The 21,525-nt window shown below is 70.7% G+C and carries 19 protein-coding genes; 16 read left to right on the top strand and 3 right to left on the bottom strand.

All coding sequences use genetic code 11. The annotated features are described in order from the left end of the window. Window positions 1-35 precede the first annotated feature (35 nt). Both ABIC61_RS10935 and ABIC61_RS10930 read right to left on the bottom strand, forming a co-directional pair. Window positions 36-1,907, bottom strand: a complete 1,872-nt coding sequence (locus ABIC61_RS10935; RefSeq protein ID WP_354029915.1) for a glycoside hydrolase family 2 protein — start codon at window positions 1,905-1,907, stop codon at window positions 36-38. Window positions 1,908-1,991: 84 nt separating this feature from the next. After that, the gene (locus ABIC61_RS10930; RefSeq protein WP_144752750.1) at window positions 1,992-2,447 is read right to left on the bottom strand and encodes a MaoC/PaaZ C-terminal domain-containing protein; all 456 of its coding nucleotides are present in this window, start codon (window positions 2,445-2,447) and stop codon (window positions 1,992-1,994) included. 98 nt (window positions 2,448-2,545) lie between these two features. On the opposite strand from ABIC61_RS10930, the gene ABIC61_RS10925 reads away from it, so the two are divergent. Next, complete coding sequence (locus tag ABIC61_RS10925; RefSeq protein WP_354029914.1) at window positions 2,546-3,814, top strand: phosphotransferase; 1,269 nt, start codon at window positions 2,546-2,548, stop codon at window positions 3,812-3,814. Window positions 3,815-3,936: 122 nt separating this feature from the next. Here ABIC61_RS10925 and ABIC61_RS10920 read toward each other — a convergent pair whose 3' ends face one another. After that, window positions 3,937-4,284, bottom strand: a complete 348-nt coding sequence (locus tag ABIC61_RS10920) for a DUF1844 domain-containing protein (RefSeq protein WP_354029913.1) — start codon at window positions 4,282-4,284, stop codon at window positions 3,937-3,939. Between the two features lie 264 nt (window positions 4,285-4,548). Between ABIC61_RS10920 and infC the strand changes: the two genes are divergently transcribed. The 15 genes from infC (at window position 4,549) to tyrS (ending at window position 20,899) form a co-directional block, all read left to right on the top strand. Continuing rightward, window positions 4,549-5,211 carry a translation initiation factor IF-3 gene (gene infC / locus ABIC61_RS10915; RefSeq protein ID WP_354029912.1) on the top strand — a complete coding sequence of 221 codons (663 nt, stop codon included), beginning with the start codon at window positions 4,549-4,551 and terminating at the stop codon, window positions 5,209-5,211. A gap of 61 nt (window positions 5,212-5,272) precedes the next feature. Next, window positions 5,273-5,467, top strand: coding sequence for a 50S ribosomal protein L35 (gene rpmI / locus ABIC61_RS10910; RefSeq protein WP_022903519.1), 195 nt, complete (start codon window positions 5,273-5,275; stop codon window positions 5,465-5,467). A gap of 27 nt (window positions 5,468-5,494) precedes the next feature. Next, on the top strand, window positions 5,495-5,878 hold the full coding sequence (gene rplT, locus ABIC61_RS10905; protein ID WP_022908516.1) for a 50S ribosomal protein L20: 384 nt from the start codon (window positions 5,495-5,497) through the stop codon (window positions 5,876-5,878). Between the two features lie 66 nt (window positions 5,879-5,944). Continuing rightward, window positions 5,945-6,790, top strand: a complete 846-nt coding sequence (locus tag ABIC61_RS10900) for a TrmH family RNA methyltransferase (RefSeq protein WP_354029911.1) — start codon at window positions 5,945-5,947, stop codon at window positions 6,788-6,790. A 70-nt stretch (window positions 6,791-6,860) separates the two neighbouring features. After that, window positions 6,861-7,901, top strand: coding sequence for a phenylalanine--tRNA ligase subunit alpha (gene pheS, locus ABIC61_RS10895; protein ID WP_354029910.1), 1,041 nt, complete (start codon window positions 6,861-6,863; stop codon window positions 7,899-7,901). After that, window positions 7,901-10,393, top strand: coding sequence for a phenylalanine--tRNA ligase subunit beta (gene pheT / locus ABIC61_RS10890; protein WP_354029909.1), 2,493 nt, complete (start codon window positions 7,901-7,903; stop codon window positions 10,391-10,393). Before pheS ends, pheT begins: the two co-directional genes overlap by 1 nt. A 77-nt stretch (window positions 10,394-10,470) precedes the next feature. Further along, window positions 10,471-11,568, top strand: a complete 1,098-nt coding sequence (locus ABIC61_RS10885) for an N-acetyl-gamma-glutamyl-phosphate reductase (protein WP_097181086.1) — start codon at window positions 10,471-10,473, stop codon at window positions 11,566-11,568. Then, a complete protein-coding gene (gene argJ, locus ABIC61_RS10880; protein WP_354029908.1) occupies window positions 11,565-12,764 on the top strand; it encodes a bifunctional glutamate N-acetyltransferase/amino-acid acetyltransferase ArgJ in 1,200 nt (399 codons plus the stop codon). Before ABIC61_RS10885 ends, argJ begins: the two co-directional genes overlap by 4 nt. Then, window positions 12,764-13,801, top strand: coding sequence for an acetylglutamate kinase (gene argB / locus ABIC61_RS10875; protein ID WP_144752724.1), 1,038 nt, complete (start codon window positions 12,764-12,766; stop codon window positions 13,799-13,801). Before argJ ends, argB begins: the two co-directional genes overlap by 1 nt. Next, the gene (locus tag ABIC61_RS10870) at window positions 13,798-15,066 is read left to right on the top strand and encodes an acetylornithine transaminase (protein WP_354029907.1); all 1,269 of its coding nucleotides are present in this window, start codon (window positions 13,798-13,800) and stop codon (window positions 15,064-15,066) included. The genes argB and ABIC61_RS10870 overlap by 4 nt, the downstream gene beginning before the upstream one ends. Next, a complete protein-coding gene (argF, locus tag ABIC61_RS10865) occupies window positions 15,063-16,028 on the top strand; it encodes an ornithine carbamoyltransferase (RefSeq protein WP_354029906.1) in 966 nt (321 codons plus the stop codon). The genes ABIC61_RS10870 and argF overlap by 4 nt, the downstream gene beginning before the upstream one ends. A gap of 15 nt (window positions 16,029-16,043) precedes the next feature. Then, a complete protein-coding gene (locus ABIC61_RS10860) occupies window positions 16,044-17,240 on the top strand; it encodes an argininosuccinate synthase (protein ID WP_354029905.1) in 1,197 nt (398 codons plus the stop codon). Between the two features lie 93 nt (window positions 17,241-17,333). Continuing rightward, the gene (gene argH / locus ABIC61_RS10855; protein ID WP_354029904.1) at window positions 17,334-18,785 is read left to right on the top strand and encodes an argininosuccinate lyase; all 1,452 of its coding nucleotides are present in this window, start codon (window positions 17,334-17,336) and stop codon (window positions 18,783-18,785) included. Next, window positions 18,782-19,477 (top strand): DNA-3-methyladenine glycosylase, encoded by a 696-nt coding sequence (locus ABIC61_RS10850; protein ID WP_354029903.1) that lies wholly within the window; start codon window positions 18,782-18,784, stop codon window positions 19,475-19,477. Before argH ends, ABIC61_RS10850 begins: the two co-directional genes overlap by 4 nt. 108 nt (window positions 19,478-19,585) lie before the next feature. After that, window positions 19,586-20,899, top strand: a complete 1,314-nt coding sequence (gene tyrS, locus ABIC61_RS10845; RefSeq protein WP_144752709.1) for a tyrosine--tRNA ligase — start codon at window positions 19,586-19,588, stop codon at window positions 20,897-20,899. The last annotated feature ends 626 nt before the right edge of the window (window positions 20,900-21,525 follow it).

Below are 21,525 nucleotides of genomic sequence, written 5' to 3'. Positions count from 1 at the left end.
CAACGGAGGCGCGCCTCCCGGCTGTCTGCGTCGCGTCAGCGACCCGTGATGGCCCGCCGGATCTGCTCGATCGGCACCTTCGGGGTGCGGTCGGCGTTCAGCAGACCGTTCGTCTCCTGCATCGTGTCCGTCAGCTGCGTGTAGCAGGACCCCGCGAGGAACGAGCTCGCACGGATCGCGTCGTACAGCGCGGTGATCCGGGCGATCCAGTCGTCGCCGTCCGTGGCGGAGGTGTAGCCCCACCCGTCCTCGCGCTGCGCACCCGGCTGGTAGTCCACCCCGCCGAACTCGGTCAGCATGACCGGCTGCCCGTGGTCCGTCGCACCGCCGACCAGCACCCACCGGTCGGACGGACCCATCCCGTGGAACAGTTCCGACCGTGCCGTGTCGTCGGCGTACGTCTTCGCCAGGCTCTCGCCCACGCCGTCGTAGTCGTGGATGGTGATGATGTCCGAGTTCGTGTGCTCCCACCCGTCGTTGGAGATCACCGGACGCGTCGGGTCGATCGCCCGCGTGACGTCCGCCAACGACCGGGCGTAGGCCTGCTGCGCCGGGTCCGTGGCGATGTGCTGCACGCCCCAGCTCTCGTTCGCCGGTACCCAGGTGACGATCGACGGGTGCGAGGCGTCGCGCTCGACGGCGTCCATCCACTCGCGCACGAGCCGCTGCACCGCGCGCGGGGAGAACGCGTACGCCCCGGGCGCCTCACCCCACACAAGGATGCCGAGCCGGTCCGCCCAGTACAGGAAGCGCGGGTCCTCGATCTTCTGGTGGTTGCGGGCCGCGTTGAAGCCGAGTTCCTTGATGAGCTCGACCTCGCGGCGGAGTGCCTCACGGGAGGGCGCGGCGATGTGCGAGTCCGGCCAGTACCCCTGGTTCAGGACGCTCCGGACGTCGTAGCTCCGGCCGTTCAGCAGGAAAGCGCCGCCGTCGACGCCGACCGTGCGGACGCCGAAGTACGACGCGACGGCGTCGACCGGGTGTCCCGCGCGGTCGAGCAGGGTGACGGTGGCGTCGACGAGCCGTGGCGCCTCGGGGGTCCAGTGCAGTTCGTCCTCGGCCTGGCCGTTCGTCTGCCGGGCGATCGGGACCACGACGTCGAACTCGTCGGACGTGTCGCCGAGCGTGGACTCGATCGTGGCGAGGTGCTCGTCGCGCTCGTCCCAGCGGGCCTCGACCCGGAGGCGCTCGCGGCCGGTGCGCTCGCCGCGGAGCCGGACGGTCAGGCGGACGGTCCCGTGGTCGACGTTCGTCCAGCGCAGGTACTCGATCGACGCGGTCGGCACGGCCTCGATCCACACCGTCTGCCAGATCCCGGTCGTCCGGCGGTACCAGATCGCGTGCGGGTCCTCGTGCCAGTCCTGCTTGCCGCGGGGCTGGGTGAGGTCGTGCGGATCGTCCTCCGCGCGGACCACGAGGGTGTGGACGGCATCGGGGTCGGTGCTGGTCCCGCCCGCCAGCGCTTCCGTCACGTCGAAGGAGAACGGGGTGTGCCCGCCCTCGTGCTCGCCGATGAACTGGCCGTCGATCCAGACGCGGGCGCGGTGGTCGACGGCACCGAAGTGCAGCACGAGTCGGGGCGCCTCGGCGGTGTGTCCGGCAGCCAGCAGGTCCGCACGGGTGATCGTCCGGGAGTACCAGACGACCGGGTGGAAGCCGGGCTCGTCGATGCCGGACGCCACGGACTCCGGGGGGAACGGGACGACGATGTCCCGCGCGTCGGGGAAGCCCGCGCGCCAGGCGGCATCGTCCCCGTCGTTCCGGAACGACCACGTACCGTCGAGGTCCGCCCAGTCGGCGCGGAGCATCTGGGGGCGGGGGTACGAGCCGTCCTGCCGCGAGGCGAGCGGGAGGGCCGGCGGGAGGGCGGTGTCTGGTGCGGCGACGGTGCCGTCGAGCGTGCTCATGCGTCCATGCTGGCGCGACTGTACATCGTTGTAAAGAGTGCGGCAACGATTGCACGCGGTGCCGACCGAGGGTCGTCTGCTCGGTCAGCCGATCGCAGCCGCGCGCGTGAGGACCATGACGTCCATCCGCCCCTGCTGCACGACCTCGCCGCGCTGGTTCCGGAGCGACACCGTCCGCTCGACGATGCCCGTCTTGCCGGAGCTCGTCAGCCGCGTCGACAGGATCTCGACCTCGCACGTCAGGGTGTCCCCGATGAACACCGGCGCCGTGAACCGCCACTGGTCGATGCCGAGCAGCGCCACCGCCGACCCTTCGAACACCCCGGTGCGGGCGATGAGGCCGAGGCAGAGCGACGTACCGAGCAGCCCGTGCACGATCCGCTGGCCGTACCGGGTCTTCGCGGCGAACTCGACGTCGGTGTGGACCTGGTTGTTGTCGTTCGTCCACGACGCGAACGAGACCACGTCGGCCTCGGTGATGGTCCGACCCGGGGTCGTGAAGGTCTGTCCGGCGGCGAGGTCCTCGAGGTAGTGCGGCACCGTGTCATCCTCCCAGACGCTCGCACCTCGCACGGTGCGAGGTCCGGCCGGCGCAGCCCCCCGAACCGGTCCAGCCGCCGCCGCGTACCGTTCGCTGCATGAGCGACGAGGCACTCGAGCACCGCACCGCCGAGCCCACCGACCGCACGCTCGAGGGCTGGATCGCCCACCAGCGCTGGTACACGGCGAAGGGCGGGCTCCCGCGGCTCCGCACGATCGCCGAGCACGACGGCACCCGGCTCGTCCTCGACGACGCCCCCACCGGCCCGGTGCTCTACCAGGCACCCGTGCGCACGACCGACGGCGAAGCGCTGCGGGACGCCACCACCGACCCCGAGTGGATCCGCGCACTCGCCGCCCGCATCGACGCCGACCCGGAGAGCCTCCGCCCGATCGGCACGGTGTCGTCCTCCCGCGTCCTCAGCGGCGAGCAGTCGAACACGTCGGTCATCTGCGACACGGACTCCGGCGAGCAGGTCATCGTGAAGGTGTTCCGGGTCCTGCACCACGGCGACAACCCGGACGTCACGACCCAGCTCGCCCTCTCGGCGGCGGGCAGCACCAGGGTCCCGCGCGTCTACGGTGCCCTGCGCAGCTCCTGGCCCGACACCGGTCGCGCCGAGGGATCGGCCACGGGGCACCTCGCCTTCGCCCAGGAGTTCCTGCCCGGACTCGAGGACGCCTGGCGCGTCGCCCTCCGCGACGCCCGCCGGGGCACCTCGTTCGCGACCGACGCGGACCACCTCGGCGCCGCGCTCGCCGAGGTGCACGGCACGCTCGCCTCGGCGCTGCCGACCGAGCCCGCGGATGACTCCCGGCGGTCGACGGCGATCGCGACGATGCACGCCCGGCTCGACGCAGCCGCCCGCGAGGCCCCGGCCGTCGCCGAACACGTCGACGCCGTCCGTGCGGTCTACGCCCGCGCGGAGCAGGTCGCGTGGCCGGACCTGCAGCGCATCCACGGCGACCTGCACCTCGGCCAGGTCCTCGCCGCCCCGGAGCCGCGTGGGTGGGTCTTCCTCGACTTCGAGGGCGAACCGCTCCGACCGCTGACCGAACGCTCCCTGCCGGACGTCACACTCCGGGACGTCGCGGGCATGCTCCGCTCGTTCGACTACGTCGCCGGCGCCCTGGCACAGGACGACGACCCGGTCGACGCGGGGGCGTGGGCGAGCGCCGCACGATCAGCGTTCCTGGACGGCTACCAGCGCGGCACAGGGACGGAGCTCCGCGCCCACCGCGAACTGCTCGACGCGTTCGAGCTCGACAAGGCCGTCTACGAGGTCGTCTACGAGACCCGGAACCGACCCGCCTGGGTGGGCATCCCGCTCGCCGCCGTCACGCGGCTCGCGACGGCGACCGCATGACGGACGGGCGCGCCCCGCTCAGCGGTGACGCGCCAGCGTCACGCGGGGCGCGCCGACCGAGCCTGCGAGGGAGGACGGTGCGAGCTGGCACCGCGCCTCCAGTCCGCATCTGGTCACGTCGATCAGGTGACGGGACCCGTGAACTTCTCGCCCGGTCCGGCGCCCGGCGCGTCCGGGATCGCCGACGCCTCGCGGAAGGCGAGCTGCACGGAGCGGAGCCCGTCGCGCAGCGGCCGGGCGTGCTGGTCGCCGATCTCGGTCGCGGCCGCGGTCACGAGGCCGGCGAGCGCGGTGATGAGCTTCCGGCCCTCGTCGAGGTCGGTCTGCGTCTCGGGGTCGTCGGCGAGCCCGACCTTCACCGCGGCGGCGCTCAGCAGGTGCACGGCGACCGTGTTGATGAGTTCGACGGCGGGGACCTCCGAGATGTCCCGAGCTTCCTCGGCGGCGTCGTTGGGCGGGGTGTCGGTCACGGTGCTCCTCTGCTAGACTCTGTCGCGGCAGATGCTTCCGTGCGCCTCCGGGCGGCGAACAGCATCGTGAAAGAGGAGTCTCTCCCACCCGCGGCCGTGCACCATCAGGCTACCGGGTCCCAACCGCTCCACCGGCGTCCGCGTCGGTCGGCCGTCCCGCAGGGGTCGGCGTCGGGCGGCTGCCGAACGGGTCACGATCCGTGCGTCAGATCTCCTCTCTCGTGCCGTCGCCCAGGGCAAACGCCCCGGACGGCCACCACCTGATTGAAGGAGCTCCGCATTCCCGATCCCCGTACCAACGACCGAATCCGCGTCCCCGAGGTCCGTCTTGTCGGACCCCAGGGCGAGCAGGTCGGCGTTGTCCCCATCGCCGTCGCACTGCGCCTCGCGCAGGAAGCCGAGCTGGATCTGGTCGAGGTCGCGCCGAACTCGAAGCCGCCCGTGGCCAAGATCATGGACTACGGCAAGTTCAAGTACGAGGCCGCTCAGAAGGCCAAGGAAGCCCGTCGCAACCAGGTGAACACGGACCTCAAGGAAGTCCGTTTCCGCCTGAAGATCGACGTGCACGACTACGAGACGAAGCGCAAGCGTGCCGAGGGCTTCCTCCTCGGTGGCGACAAGGTGAAGGCGATGATCCTCTTCCGTGGCCGCGAGCAGTCGCGTCCGGAGCAGGGTGTCCGTCTCCTCCAGAAGTTCGCCGAGGAGATCGCCGAGTTCGGTGTCGTCGAGTCGCGTCCGACCCAGGACGGTCGCAACATGACGATGATCATCGCCCCGCTCAAGAACAAGTCCGACGTCAAGGGCGAGCAGAACGCCAAGCGCGCTGCCGAGAAGGCCGAGCGTCGTGCGTCGGAGCACGCTGCGAAGGGCAAGGGCGACGCAGACGCGCCGGCCCAGTCCGAGCAGGCCGAAGCTCCCGCCGAATAGGTCCCACCGACCGACCCCGCAACGACGCGGCTCCCCATCCATCCCACGGAAAGGCACCACCATGCCCAAGCAGAAGACCCACTCCGGGTCGAAGAAGCGCTTCAAGGTCACCGGCAGCGGCAAGATCATGAAGCAGCAGGCCGGTATGCGTCACAACCTCGAGGTCAAGTCTGCCAAGCGCAAGGCCCGCCTCAACGAGGACCAGGTCCTCGCCAAGGCTGACGCGAAGAACGTCAAGAAGCTCCTCGGCCACTGAGCCCCCGGAACGTAAAGGAATAGATCAATGGCACGAGTAAAGAGAGCGGTCAACGCCGCCAAGAAGCGCCGCGTCATCCTCGAGCGCGCCGAGGGCTACCGCGGCCAGCGTTCGCGTCTGTACCGCAAGGCCAAGGAGCAGGTCACCCACTCCCTCGTCTACGCGTACCGTGACCGTCACGCGAAGAAGGGCGAGTTCCGTCGCCTGTGGATCCAGCGCATCAACGCTGCGTCGCGTGCGAACGGCCTGACCTACAACCGCCTCATCCAGGGCCTCGGCCTTGCCGGCGTCGAGGTCGACCGTCGCATCCTCGCGGACCTCGCGGTGAACAACCCCGAGACGTTCGCGGCGCTCGTCGAGACCGCCAAGAAGGCACTCCCGGCCGACACGTCGGCCCCGAAGGCTGCGTAGTCAGTTCTTCTGCTCGCGAAACCCCCGCCGGTCCGGCGGGGGTTTCGTCGTTCCTAGACTTGTCCCGTGAGCGATCTCCTCGAGAACCCCAAGGCCGGCCGTGTCCGTGCCGTCGCAGCGCTGTCGAAGAAGGACGTGCGCGCCGAGACGGGCCTGTTCCTGCTCGAAGGGCCGCAGGCGGTGCGCGAGGCGATCGAGTACCGCCCGGAGCTCCTCCGCGAGCTCTACGTCACCCCGACGGCGGCCGCGCGCTACGCGCTCGACGACGCGCCGGTCGACACCTGGTTCGTGACGGAGCAGGTGCTCGACGCGATGGCCGACACGGTGACGCCGCAGGGCGTCGTCGCGGTGTGCCAGCAGTTCCCGACGTCGGTCAAGGACGTCTTCCCGGACGCTGGTGCCGGCCTGGAGGCGCGTGGCGGCCTGCCGGGGATCGTCGCGATCCTCGAAGAGGTCCGTGATCCCGGCAACGCCGGCACCATCATCCGCGCGGCCGACGCCGCGGGTGCCGACGCCGTGGTCCTCACCGGTCGCAGCGTCGACCCGTACAACCCGAAGGTCGTGCGGTCGACCACGGGATCGCTCTTCCACGTCCCGGTGTCGGTCGGCGTCACGCTCGCCGACGCGGTGTCCCGTGCCCGGGGTCTCGGGTACACGATCCTGGCCGCGGACGTCTCGGGCGACGACCTGCCCGAGGTCCGCGCGGACGGCATGCTCGACGGCCCGACCGCGTGGGTCTTCGGGAACGAGGCCCGTGGGCTCACCGCGGAGGACCTCGCGCTCGTCGACCGCGCCGTGAAGGTGCCGATCTACGGCAGGGCGGAGTCGATGAACCTCGCGACCGCGGCGTCCGTCTGCCTGTACGAGTCGGCGTTCGCGCAGCGCACCGCCCACCCCTCCACAGGCGCCTGATCGCGACGACCCTCCCCAGTCCGTCCGGTACAGGACGGCGGTATCCCAGGGGCCGGTAGGCTTGGGCCTCGTGTCAGAACCTCTCGAGATCAGCGAATCGGCCGTCGCCGACGCCGTGGACCGGGCCCTCGCTGCGGTCCGTGCCACGACGACCGTCGCCGAGCTGAAGCAGGCCAGGGCCGAGCACACCGGCGAGCAGTCCGCGCTGGCGCGGATGAACGCGTCGATGCGCAGCGTGCCGCCGGAGCAGAAGGCCGCAGCGGGCAAGCTCGTCGGCCAGGCCCGTGGGCAGGTGAACAAGGCCGTCGCCGAGCAGGAGTCCGTGCTCGCCGAGGCCGAGGAACGCGCACGGCTCGACGCCGAGCGCGTCGACGTCACCGCGCTCCCCACCCGCCGCGCGCCCGGCTCCAGGCACCCGCTCTCGCTCCTCAACGAGACCGTGGCCGACATCTTCGTCGGCATGGGATGGGAAGTGGCGGAGGGCCCCGAGCTCGAGCACGAGTGGTTCAACTTCGACGCGTTGAACTTCGACCCGGACCACCCCGCCCGGGCGATGGCCGACACGATCTTCGTCGAGCCGGTCGAGCGGCACCTCGTCATGCGCACCCACACGTCGCCGGTGCAGGTGCGCTCGCTGCTCTCCCGTGACCTCCCGCTCTACGTCATCGCCCCTGGTCGCGTGTACCGCGCCGACGAGCTCGACGCCACGCACCTGCCGGTGTTCACCCAGGTCGAGGGCATCGCGATCGACAAGGGCCTGACGATGGCGCACCTGCGCGGAACGCTGGAGCACTTCGCCCGCCAGATGTTCGGTGCCGAGGCCCAGATCCGCCTCCGCCCGAACTACTTCCCGTTCACCGAGCCCAGCGCCGAGATGGACGTCTGGCAGCCGAACGCCAAGGGCGGCGCGCGGTGGGTCGAGTGGGGTGGCTGCGGCATGGTCAACCCCAATGTCCTGCGTTCGGCCGGCATCGACCCGGACGAGTACCAGGGCTTCGCGTTCGGCATGGGCATCGAGCGGACGCTGCAGTTCCGCAACGGCCTGAACGACATGCGTGACTTCCTCGAGGGCGACATCCGCTTCTCGCAGCAGTTCGGAACGGTGGTCTGATGCGCGTCCCACTCCGTTGGCTCGGCGAGTCCGTCGACCTCCCCGACGACGTCACCCTCGAGCACGTCCACGCGGCGCTCGTGTCGGTGGGCTTCGAGGAAGAGGACGTCCACACCTACGACCTCACCGGTCCGATCGTCGTCGGCCGCGTGCTCGAGCGAGAACCCGAGCCGCAGAAGAACGGCAAGACGATCAACTGGTGCCAGGTCGACGTCGGCGAGCCCGAACCCCGTGGCATCGTGTGCGGTGCGCACAACTTCGACGTGGGCGACCTCGTCGTCGTGACGCTGCCCGGCGCGGTGCTCCCCGGGCCGTTCCCGATCGCCGCCCGCAAGACCTACGGGCACGTGTCCGACGGCATGATCGCCTCGGCGCGCGAGCTCGGCCTCGGTGACGAGCACGACGGCATCCTCCGTTTCGCCGACCTCGGCATGGAACCAGAGGTCGGCCAGGACGCCATCGCGCTCCTCGGCCTGGACGACGCCGCGGTCGAGATCAACGTCACGCCGGACCGCGGCTACGTGCTGAGCATGCGCGGGGTCGCCCGCGAGTACGCGCACGCCACCGGTGCGAGCTTCCACGACCCCGTCGACCGCGTCACGCCCCGCGGCGCCGAGGGCCTCGCCGTGACGATCGACGACCGCGCCCCGATCCGTGGCCGTGTCGGTGCGACGACGTTCGTCACCCGTGTCGTCCGCGGCATCGACCCGACGCTGAAGACCCCGGCGTGGATGGTGTCCCGCCTCGCCCTCGCAGGCGTGCGCTCGATCTCGCTCCCCGTCGACATCACGAACTACGTCATGTTCGAGCTCGGCCAGCCACTGCACGGGTACGACCTCGCGAAGGTCCAGGGCGGCCTCGGAGTCCGCCGTGCCGCAGCGGGCGAGACCCTGACGACCCTCGACGACGTGACACGGACGCTCGACCCGGAGGACCTCGTCATCACCGACGACCAGGGTCCCGTGGGCCTCGCCGGCGTCATGGGTGGCGCCCGCACCGAGATCTCCGACGGCACGACCGACGTCCTGATCGAGGCAGCCGGCTTCGACCAGGTCTCGATCGCCCGCACGGCCCGTCGTCACAAGCTCCCGAGCGAGGCGTCCCGTCGCTTCGAGCGTGGCGTCGACCCGCTCGTCGCCGAGGCCGCCGCGAACCGTGCCGTCGAGCTCCTCGTCGAGCTCGCGGGCGGCACGGCCGACGCGCTCGGGTCGACGCTCGTCGACACCACGCCGCGACCGGCCGTGTCCATGCGGCTGTCGCGCCCGGCCGAGATGATCGGCGTCGAGTACACCGACGCTGAGGTCATCGACACCCTCCGCGCGATCGGTGCGACGGTCGACGTCGACGGTGCAGTCCTCGCCGTGACCCCGCCGACCTGGCGTCCGGACCTCACCGACGACACCACCCTCGTCGAGGAAGTCGCGCGCATCGTCGGCTACGACCGCATCCCGAGCGTCCTGCCGGTCGCCCCGCCCGGCCGCGGTCTGACCGGGCACCAGCAGGCACGCCGTCGCGTGGCCGCCGCGCTGGCCGCGGACGGACTCGTCGAGGCCGTGACCGCGCCGTTCGTCTCGCAGGCCACGCAGGACGCCTACCCGGGGATCGACCCGGAGGGCGGTCCGAGCGTCGTGCTCGCGAACGCCCTCGACAGCGAGCAGAGTCTGCTCCGCCGCAGCGGTCTCCCGGCGCTGGTGGACGCGGCCCGGCGGAACGTGTCGCGTGGCCTCGTCGACGTCGCGCTCTACGAGACCTCGCGGGTGTTCCTGCCGGTGCAGGGCGTCACGCTCGGCACGGACACGGTCCCGGCCGGTGGCACCCTGCCGGACCGCGAGACCCTTGCTGCGCTCGACGCCGCCCTGCCGCCGCAGCCGTTCCACGTGTCCGCACTGCTCACCGGCAACCGCGTCGTGAAGCAGCCCGGCGTCCAGCCGGAGCCGTACGGCATCGCGGACGCGCTCGACGTGGCCCGCACCGTCGCCTGGGCGGTCGGCGTCGAGCTGACCGTGGCGCAGACGACGCACCCGTCCCTGCACCCGGGGCGCGCGGCGTCGCTCCTCGTGGGCGACACGGTCGTCGGCGTCGCGGGCGAACTGCTGCCCGAGCTGACCGAGGCCGCAGTCCTGCCGCGCGTGGTCGCCGTCGTCGAACTCGACCTCGACGCCCTCGTCGCAGCGGCGCCGGAGCTGGTGTCGGTGGCACCGATCGTGTCCTACCCGGCGGCGACGCAGGACCTCTCCCTCGTGGTGGGTTCCGACGTACCGGCGGGCGAAGTACTGGATGCGGTCCGGGCTGGTGCCGGAGACCTCTTGGAGTATGCTCGGCTCGTGGACGACTACCGGGGCACGGGCGTGGACGAGGGACAGAAGTCCCTGACGTTCGCCCTGCGCTTCCGTGCCACGGACCGCACGCTGACCGCTGCCGAGGCCTCCGAGGCCCGTGACGGCGCCGTCCGACGTGCCGGCGAGCGATTCGGGGCGACCCTGCGCGACTGATCCCATCGGGACCAGCACCGCCCGGGGCCGCCGCCTCCGACTCTCTCGACGACCAGTCCGACCAAAGGTGGAATCCCATGTCCGTATCCGTCGCCGTGGCGGGAGCCTCCGGCTACGCGGGCGGTGAGCTCCTGCGCGTGCTCTCCGCCCATCCCGAGTTCGACGTCAGGACGGTGACGGCGTTCTCGAACGCCGGACAGCCGTTGATCGCGACGCAGCCGCACCTCCGTTCGCTGTCGCACCTGACCCTCGAGAAGACGACGGCGGAGACCCTGCGCGGACACGACGTGGTCTTCCTCGCGCTGCCGCACGGGCAGTCCGGGGCGATCACCGCGGAGCTCGGCGACGACACGCTCGTCGTGGACTGCGGCGCGGACCACCGGCTGACGGACCCGGCCGCATGGGAAGCGTTCTACGGCGGCGACTACCACGGCGCGTGGACCTACGGCCTCCCCGAGCTCCTGCTCGCCGCACCCACCCCGGGTTCGGCGGACGAGTGGCGTGACGTCGACGACATCCAGGCGCAGAGCCGGCAGCGATCGGCGCTGGTCGGCACGAAGCGGATCGCCGTCCCCGGGTGCAACGTGACCGCGGTGACGCTCGGCATCCAGCCGGGCATCCAGGCCGGACTGGTCGAGTCGGACGACATCGTGGCCGTGCTGAGCGTCGGCCCGAGCGGCGCCGGCAAGAAGCTCGCGAACACCTACCTGGCGTCCGAGATCATGGGCTCCGCGAGCGCGTACGCGGTGGGCGGCAAGCACCGGCACATCCCGGAGATCCAGCAGAACCTCGTCGTCGCAGGTGCGTCCGACGTGACGATCTCGTTCACGCCGGTCCTCGTCCCGATGTCCCGCGGCATCCTCGCGACGACGACGGCGAAGCTCGCCCCCGGTGTGAGCGCCCGCGACGTCCGGCTCGCCTGGGAGCAGGCCTACGCCGACGAACCCTTCGTGCACCTGCTGCCCGAGGGCGAGTTCCCCCGGGTCGCCGACACCATCGGTGCGAACACGGCCCTGGTCGGCCTCGCGGTCGACGAGGCTGCCGGCCGCGTCGTCGCGGTGAGCGCCCTCGACAACCTGGCCAAGGGCACCGCCGGTGCCGCGGTCCAGTCGACGAACATCGCCCTGGGCTTCCCGGAGACCCTCGGCCTCAGCGTGGACGGAGTCGCCCCGTGACCGACGCAAGCCAGACCACCCAGAGCGAGTCGGACCTCCAGGGCGTCACCGCGGCAGCGGGGTTCCGCGCAGCCGGCGTGACCGCCGGACTCAAGACGAGCGGCAAGCCCGACGTGGCCCTCGTGGTCAACGACGGACCCGACGCCGCCGTGGCGGCGGTCTTCACCAGCAACCGTGCACAGGCACACCCCGTCATCTGGTCGCGTCAGGCCGTCGGTGACGGCGTGGCCCGTGCGGTGGTCCTGAACTCCGGCGGTGCGAACTGCTTCACCGGTCCGTTCGGGTTCCAGACCACGCACATGACGGCCGAGGCGGTCGGTGAGGCGCTCGGCATCGGCGCCGGCGACGTCGTCGTCTGCTCGACCGGCCTCATCGGTGTCGGCGACCAGACGTTCCGCGACAACGTGCTCAAGGGTGTCGACCTCGCGAGTGCGGCGCTGTCGGCCGACGGCGGTCCGGACGCTGCGACCGCGATCATGACCACCGACACGAAGCCGAAGCAGTCCGTCGTGACCGAGGACGGCTGGACCGTCGGCGGGATGGCGAAGGGCGCGGGCATGCTCGCCCCCGGACTCGCGACGATGCTCGTGGTGATCACCACGGACGCCGTGGTCGGCTCGGACGAGCTCGACCAGGCACTCCGCGCCGCCACCCGTGTCACCTTCGACCGGGTCGACTCGGACGGCTGCATGTCGACGAACGACACGGTGGTGCTGCTGTCCTCCGGCGCGAGCGGCGTCACACCGGAGGTCGGTGACTTCCAGGAAGCCCTGACCGCCGTCTGCGCGGACCTCGCTCGGCAGCTGCAGCAGGACGCCGAGGGTGCCAGCCACGACATCGCGATCCACGTCGTGAACGCCGCGACCGAGGACGACGCCGTGACGGTCGGCCGCAGCGTCGCCCGCAACAACCTGTTCAAGGCCGCGGTCTTCGGCAACGACCCCAACTGGGGCCGGGTGCTCGCCGCGATCGGCACCACGGACGCCGACTTCGACCCGTACGCGGTCGACGTCTCGATGAACGGGGTCCGCGTCTGCCACGCCGGGGCGCCGGACCAGCCGAGCGACAGCGTCGACCTGACACCGCGTGACACCGACGTGCTCATCGACCTCGGGGTCGGACCGTTCTCGGCGACGATCCTGACGAACGACCTCACGCACGACTACGTCCACGAGAACAGCGCGTACTCCAGCTGATGGCCGACGACAGCATCCTCTCGAAGGAAGAAGAGCACGAGCTCGCGACCGTCAAGGCCGCGACCCTCATCGAGTCCCTGCCGTGGCTGAAGCGGTTCTCGGGCAAGATCGTCGTCATCAAGTTCGGCGGCAACGCCATGGTGAACGAGGACCTCAAGCGCGCGTTCGCCGAGGACATGGTCTACCTCCGGTACGCCGGCCTGCACCCCGTGGTCGTGCACGGTGGTGGCCCGCAGATCTCGGCGGCGCTGAAGGAACAGGGCATCGCGTCCGAGTTCCGCGGCGGCTACCGCGTGACCACGACCGAGGCGATCACGGTCGTCCGCGACGTGCTCGCAGGCGAGGTCAACCGCGAGATCGTCGACCTGATGAACGAGCACGGCGACGGCCTGGCGGTCGGGGTGTTCGGGGACGGCGGCTCGCTGTTCACCGGCGAGAAGAAGGGCGTCGTCGTCGACGGCGAGCACTTCGACCTCGGTCACGTCGGCGACATCACGCACGTCGACCCCTCCGGCGTGCTCGCCGCGATCGAGGCCGGCCGCATCCCGGTGGTGTCGAGCATCGCCATCGACGACGCCCACCCGGACCAGGCACTCAACGTGAACGCCGACGCGGCCGCCGGGGCGCTCGCGATCGCGCTCAAGGCGTCGAAGCTCATGATGCTCACCGACGTCCCCGGGCTGTACCGGAACTGGCCGGACCGCGACTCGATCGTCGACCTCATCGCCGTCGAGGAACTCCGCGCCCTGCTGCCGTCGCTCGAGTCGGGGATGATCCCGAAGATGACCGCGTGCCTCGATGCCGTGGTCGGCGGGGTCGGCGGCGCGACGATCATCGACGGTCGGATCCCGCACTCGATCCTCCTCGAGGTCTTCACCCTGCGCGGCGCGGGCACCGAGGTGATCCCGGACCCGAGCCGACGAACCGAGAACCAGATGACGCACGCCGAGATCGGCCGACGCGTCGCAGCACCGTCGACGACCAGCACCACCGGCCAACACGTGGCCAGCACGACCGAGAAGGGACAGCAGCAGTGAGCACCGAGACGCAGACCGAGACCTGGAACGACCGGTTCGGGGCGTCGCTCATGCGATCCCTGACCCCGCCGAAGATCATGCTCGAGCGCGGGCAGGGCTGCCGCGTCTGGGACGTCGACGGCAACGAGTACCTCGACTTCCTCGCCGGCATCGCCGTCAACTCCCTCGGTCACGCGCACCCCGCGTTGGTCGAGGCGATCAGCGACCAGGCCGCGAAGCTCGTGCACGTGTCGAACTACTTCGCGACGCCGCCGCAGCTCGAGCTCGCCGAACGCCTCAAGCGCATCACGGGTGCGGGCGAGGCCGGCCGCGTCTACTTCGGCAACTCCGGAGCAGAGGCGAACGAGGCCGCCTTCAAGCTCTCGCGGCTCAACCGCGGCGCCGACGGTCGGAAGACCCGGATCCTCGCGCTGAAGCAGGGCTTCCACGGGCGCACGATGGGCGCGCTCGCGCTCACCGGCAAGCCCGCGCTGCAGGAGGACTTCCTGCCGATGGTCCCGGGCGTCGAGCACATCGACTCCACGGTCGACGCGCTCGAGGGCGCGATCGACGACACCGTCGCCGCGCTCATCGTCGAGCCGATCAAGGGCGAGGCCGGCGTCGTCGACCTGCCCGAGGGGTTCCTGCTGGCCGCCCGTCGCCTCACCGAGGAGCACGGTGCGCTCCTGATCCTCGACGAGATCCAGACGGGTGTCGGCCGGACCGGCAACTGGTTCACGTACCAGGGGCACGGGTTCACGCCGGACGCCATCACCATCGCCAAGGGCATCGCCGGAGGCTTCCCGATCGGCGCACTCGTCACGTTCGGCTGGGCGTCCGACCTGTTCTCGGCCGGACAGCACGGCTCAACGTTCGGCGGCAACCCGCTCGGCACCCGTGTGGCGAACGCCGTGCTGGCCGAGATCGAGCGTGCCGACCTCGTGGCCGGAGCCGTCACCAAGGGCGAGCGGATCCGTGCGGGCATCGCCGGGATCGCGTCGCCGCTGGTGGAGGAGGTCCGCGGCACCGGCCTGCTCATCGGTGTCGGCCTGACCGGCCCGATCGGCGCCGCCGTCAACGCGGCCGCACTCGAGCGCGGCCTCATCATCAACGCCCCGAACGAGTCGAGCCTGCGCATCGCGCCGCCGCTCATCGTGTCCGACGCCGAGATCGACGAGTTCGTGTCGATCCTCGCCGAGAGCCTCGCCGCGGTCGCTGCCGAGCACGCCGCTCCCGAGCACGCAGCCGACGACCAGGGCACCGCCACTCAGGAGACCTCCGCATGACCCGCCACTTCCTCCGGGACGACGACCTGAGCCAGGCCGAGCAGTCCGCGATCCTCGACATCGCCGAGCAGATGAAGGCCGACCGCTGGGGAGCGAAGCCCCTCGCCGGCCCGCAGAGCGTCGCGGTGATCTTCGACAAGTCGTCGACCCGCACACGGGTGTCGTTCCACGTCGGGATCTCCGACCTCGGCGGCAGCCCGCTGATCATCTCGACGGCGAACAGCCAGCTCGGCGGCAAGGAGACCCCGTCCGACACCGCCCGCGTGCTCGAGCGCATGGTGTCCGCGATCGTCTGGCGCACCTACGGCCAGGCCGGGCTCGAGGAGATGGCCGCGAACACGTCGGTCCCCGTGGTGAACGCGCTGTCGGACGACTTCCACCCGTGCCAGCTGCTCGCCGACCTCCTCACGATCCGCGAACACCGCGGCGCCCTCGCCGGCCAGACGGTCGCCTTCATCGGCGACGGTGCGAGCAACATGGCGCAGTCGTACCTGCTCGCCGGAGCGACGGCGGGCATGCACGTCCGCGTCGCCGCTCCCGCCGAGTTCTCCCCGGCCGCCGCCGTGGTGGCGGACGCCGAGCGCCGCGCTGCCGAGACCGGCGGTTCGGTCCTCGTCGTGACCGACCCGGTCGCCGCGGTCGCCGGTGCGGACGTCGTCGTCACCGACACGTGGGTGTCGATGGGCAAGGAGGACGAGAAGCAGGCGCGGCTCGACACCTTCAACGGCTACCGCGTGGACGACGCCCTGATGGCGCACGCCGCGTCCGACGCCGTGTTCATGCACTGCCTGCCCGCCGACCGGGGTTTCGAGGTGACCGCCGAGGTCATCGACGGCCCGCGGAGCATCATCTGGGACGAGGCGGAGAACCGTCTGCACGCCCAGAAGGCCCTGCTCGCCTGGCTCCTGGCCGCGAACACCGCTGGCGTTGCACCGACGCCGGTCGCAACGGCCACCGTCTGATCGAGGGAGACCGAAGTGGCTGACCGCGTCGTCCTGGCGTACTCCGGCGGACTCGACACGTCCGTCGGCATCGGCTGGCTGCGTGACGCCACCGGCAAGGACGTCGTCGCCCTCGCGGTCGACGTCGGCCAGGGCGGCGAGGACCTCGACGCCATCCGGCAGCGTGCGCTCGACTGCGGCGCGGTCGAGTCGATCGTCGTGGACGCGAAGGACGAGTTCGCCGACGACTACCTCGTGCCGGCGCTCAAGGCGAACGCGCTGTACCAGAAGCGGTACCCGCTGGTGTCCGCGCTGAGCCGGCCGCTCATCGCGAAGCACCTCGCCCTGACCGCCAAGCAGCTCGGCGCCGACAGCGTGGCGCACGGCTGCACCGGCAAGGGCAACGACCAGGTGCGGTTCGAGGCCGCGGTCGCTGCGATCGCGCCGGACCTGACGAGCGTCGCTCCGGTGCGTGACCTCGCACTGACCCGTGACAAGGCGATCGCCTACGCCCGGCAGCACGACCTCCCGATCGAGCAGAGCGCGGGGTCGCCGTACTCGATCGACCAGAACGTGTGGGGTCGCGCGGTGGAGACGGTGTTCCTCGAGGACCCGTGGAACGCCCCGGCGGAGGACCTCTACGCCTACACGCAGGACCCCACGGTCCCGCGTGACCCGGACGAGGTCACGATCACCTTCGAGCAGGGCGTCCCGGTGGCGATCGACGGGCAGCGCTTCAGTATGCTGCGCGTGGTGCAGGAGCTGAACGCCCTCGCCGGCAAGCACGGCGTGGGCCGCGTCGACGTCGTGGAGGACCGCCTCGTCGGCATCAAGTCACGTGAGGTCTACGAGGCACCGGCCGCCGTCGCGCTCATCGCCGCACACGAGGAACTCGAGAGCCTCACCCTCGAACGCGACGTGAACCGCTACAAGCGGGGTGTCGAGGCGGAGTGGGCGGACCTGGTCTACGACGGCCTGTGGTTCGGCGGTCTGAAGCGGAGCCTCGATGCCTTCGTCGACCACACCCAGCTGCACGTGACGGGCGACATCCGGTTGCAGCTGCACGGCGGCCGAGCGGTCGTCACCGGTCGACGGTCGAGCCAGAGTCTCTACGACTTCGAGCTCGCGACGTACGACACCGGCGACGCGTTCGACCAGTCGCAGGCCAGGGGGTTCATCGAGATCTGGTCCATGCCGAGCAAGATCGCCGCCAGACGCGACCAGGCCAACTGACCGAGCCGACCCACCCACGACGCAAGCGGCCGACCCACCCACGACGCGACCAGCAAACAGACCAGCAAGAACCACCACCGAACGGAACCAGACGTGACCGACGCGAACCAGCCCGCCGCCAAGACCGACGCCACCAACACGGGCGCCCTCTGGGGCGGCCGCTTCGCCGACGGCCCGAGCGCCGAGCTCGCCGCGCTGTCCCGCTCGACCCAGTTCGACTGGCAGCTCGCACCGTACGACATCGCCGGCTCCCGGGCGCACGCCCGAGCGCTGCACACCGCCGGGTACCTGTCGGCCGACGAGCTCGACCGCATGCTCGCGGGCCTCGACCGTCTGCTCGAGCAGCACGCCACCGGTGCGCTCCGCCCGGACGACGGCGACGAGGACGTCCACGGCGCCCTCGAGCGGCTGCTCATCGCCGACCTCGGCCCCGAGCTCGGCGGCAAGCTCCGTGCCGGCCGCAGCCGGAACGACCAGATCGCCACGCTCGGCCGGATGCACATGCTCGACCACGGCCGCCGCATCGGGCACCTGGTGATCGACCTCGTCGACGCGATCTCCCAGCAGGCGAACGAGCACCCCGCAGCGATCATGCCGGGTCGCACGCACCTGCAGCACGCGCAACCCGTCCTCCTCGCCCACCACCTGCTGGCGCACGCATGGCCGCTCGTCCGCGACCTCGAGCGTCTGCGCGACTGGGCCGACCGTGCGAGCGTGAGTCCGTACGGCGCCGGTGCGCTCGCGGGCAGCTCGCTCGGCCTCGACCCGTCGGCGATCGCGCAGGAGCTCGGGTTCGCCCGTCCGGCCGACAACTCGATCGACGCGACGGCTGCCCGTGACGTGGTGGCCGAGTTCGCGTTCGTCCTCGCGCAGATCGGCATCGACGTCTCCCGCCTGGCCGAGGAGATCATCCTCTGGAACACGAAGGAGTTCGGCTTCGTCCGTCTCCACGACGCGTTCTCGACCGGGTCGAGCATCATGCCGCAGAAGAAGAACCCCGACATCGCCGAACTCGCACGCGGCAAGTCCGGTCGGCTGATCGGCAACCTGACCGGCCTGCTCGCGACGCTCAAGGGCCTCCCGCTGGCGTACAACCGCGACCTGCAGGAGGACAAGGAGCCCGTCTTCGACTCGGTCGCCCAGCTCGAGGTCCTGCTCCCCGCGTTCACCGGGATGGTCGCGACGCTCGCGTTCGACACCGACCGGATGGCGGAGCTGGCACCGCAGGGCTTCTCGCTCGCGACCGACGTGGCCGAGTGGCTCGTCCGGCAGGGGGTCCCGTTCCGCGATGCGCACGAGATCTCCGGCGCGCTGGTCCGGTACTGCGAAGAACGGGGCATCGAGCTCGACGACCCGACCGACGCCGAGTACCTGACCGTCTCGGAGCACCTCACCTCCGAGGTCCGTGCCGTCCTCACGATCGAGGGCAGCGTCGCATCGCGCGCCGGCATCGGCGGCACCGCACCGGACCGCGTCGCGGAACAGCTCGCGTCGCTCACCCGACGCGTCCACGACCTCGCCGAGGGCGTGCCCTTCACGCGATGACCGACCCGACGCTCGCGCTCCTGTCCGAGCCCGCACCGGTGTCCGCACCGGCGCTGCTCGGCGCGACGATCGCGGGCAAGGGCGTGGTCCTGCGCATCACCGAGGTCGAGGCCTACTTCGGCCCGACCGACCCCGGATCCCACGGACACCGCGGTCCGACACCGCGCAACCGCCACCTGTTCGGACCGCCCGGCACGCTGTACGCGTACCGCTCGTACGGCATCCACACGTGCGTCAACGTCGTGAGCGCACCCGCCGGCACGTCCTCGGGATCACTGCTCCGCGGAGCCGAGGTCGTCGCCGGCATCGAGACGGCCCGCGGACGGCGCGGCCCCGCGGTCAGCGACGTCGCGTTGGCGAGGGGGCCCGGCAACCTCGGCGGCGCACTCGGCGCCGTCCTCGGCGAGGACGACGGCACCGCCCTCCTCGACGGTTCCGGTCCGTACGTGCTCACCCTGGCTCCCGGCCTGGAGGCGCGGCTCGCCTCCGACGGGCCGACCCGCGTCGTCGAGGAACTCCTGTCCGATACCCTCCCCGGGCCGGCGGGGACCGGTCCGGTCCCACGGATCGCGCGGGGGCCGCGGACCGGCGTCGGCGGCATCGCCGGCGGTGCGCGGTTCCCCTGGCGCTTCTGGCTCACGGGCGACCCGACGGTGTCGACGTACCGGCGTCACAAGGGTGCCGTCGACTGATCCCCACCGGCACGGCCGGCCCGCCGCTGGCGCGTCGCGCCGGAACCGGCGGCGTGGGCCCAGACCGCACCGCGCCTCCAGGCCCCCGCTCGCCGCTACGATGGCTGGGTGTCCAGTGAATCCGCTCACGATGTCCTGACGCGCCAGCAGAACGACCCGACCTTCGCCTCGGTCTGGGACGAGCTGCGCTGGCGCGATCTGGTGCACGTCTCCACCGACGAGACGGCACTCAAGGAGGCCCTCGACGGCGAGCCGATCACGTACTACTGCGGCTTCGACCCGACAGCTGCGTCCCTGCACTGCGGCAACCTGCTGCAGCTGCTCACGATGCGCCGCATTCAGCTGGCCGGACACAAGCCGCTCGCCCTGGTCGGCGGGTCCACCGGACTCATCGGTGATCCTCGACCGACGGCGGAACGCACGCTGAACACCCGCGAGACCGTGGGGGAGTGGGTGACGCGCCTGCAGGGGCAGGTGTCCCGGTTCCTCAGTCCCGACGGCGAGAACGGCGTCCGGCTCGTGAACAACCTCGACTGGACGGCACCGCTGTCCGCGATCGACTTCCTGCGCGACATCGGCAAGTACTTCCGGGTGAACTCGATGCTGAAGAAGGACGCCGTCGCCGCACGGCTGAACTCCGACGCAGGGATCAGCTACACCGAGTTCAGCTACCAGATCCTGCAGGGCCTGGACTACCGCGAACTGTTCCTGCAGTACGGGTGCACCCTGCAGACCGGCGGGTCCGACCAGTGGGGGAACCTGACCTCGGGAACGGAGCTCATCCGGCGCACCGAGGGGTCCACGGTGCACGCGCTCGGGACGCCACTCATCACGAACTCAGACGGCACGAAGTTCGGCAAGAGCGAAGGCAACGCGATCTGGCTCGACCCGGACATGACCTCGCCGTACGCCTTCTACCAGTTCTGGCTCAACACGGCGGACGCCGACGTGATCGCCCGACTGCGGCAGTTCACGTTCCTGTCTCGCGCCGAGATCGAACGCCTCGAGCAGGCCGTCGCCGACGAGCCGTTCCGACGCGAGGCGCAGCGGACCCTCGCGTTCGAGGTGACCGCGGTCGTGCACGGACCCGAGGCGACGCAGGCGGCGATCGATGCCTCGGCGGCCCTGTTCGGCAACGGTGACCTCGGAGCGTTGGACGCCGACACCCTCCGATCGGCGATCGCCGAGCTCCCGGGGTCCGTGGCGTTGCCCGGCGATGCCGACGTCGCCCGCGCGCTCGTCGACACCGAACTCGTGAAGTCCCTCGGTGAGGCCCGACGCGCGATCGACCAGGGCGGGGTCTACGTGAACAACGCCCGCGCCGAGGACCCGACCGCACCGCTGGCCGACCTTGCCCTGCCCGGGGGAGTGCTCGTGCTCCGTCGTGGCAAGAAGACCCTCGCCGGCGTGACGCTCTCCTGATCGTCGCCGCTCGTCGATGCCCGGTTCCCCAGGTGGGAGCCGGGCATCGCTGCGTCCGGGCGGCACGTGTTGCACAAGGCGACACGCCCGGGATGTGGTCCGTCTTGGCGCAGCCGCCGAACGCTGCGTATAGTTCTTACTCGTCACCCCAAAGGTGCGGCGGAGCGGCTGGAGCGAAAGCCCAGAGCACGCCGGCCCTCAAGCGGGACCATCCTCCACTGAAGTTCAGATCTGGCCTTGCGCTGGATCGCTTCGACGCCTAGGATGACTACTCCACCGGTTCTCTCCTACGGGATGAGCCACTGGACTTCACGGTCCGACGACACACCGGTGGTCACAACCAAGAACGAAAGCCTCTCTGGCGGAACCTCTTTCGGGGTCGAGTGGGGAGTGCGTCTGGTCCTTGAGAACTCAACAGCGTGCACATTGTCAATGCCAATTTATTGACCCCGTGACTCATCAGCTTGTCTGGTGGGTTCGGAGACAATTCCTTTTGGATTGAAGATTGTCAGTAGACAGTCGACAGTCAGAATCAACTCGCTGATGCTCTTCGGAGTGTTGGTTGTAATTTTTTTACGGAGAGTTTGATCCTGGCTCAGGACGAACGCTGGCGGCGTGCTTAACAC

This window comes from Curtobacterium sp. 1544 (assembly GCF_040544915.1).
Classification (GTDB): domain Bacteria; phylum Actinomycetota; class Actinomycetes; order Actinomycetales; family Microbacteriaceae; genus Curtobacterium; species Curtobacterium pusillum_C.
This window is presented reverse-complemented; position numbering and strand designations above follow the sequence as displayed.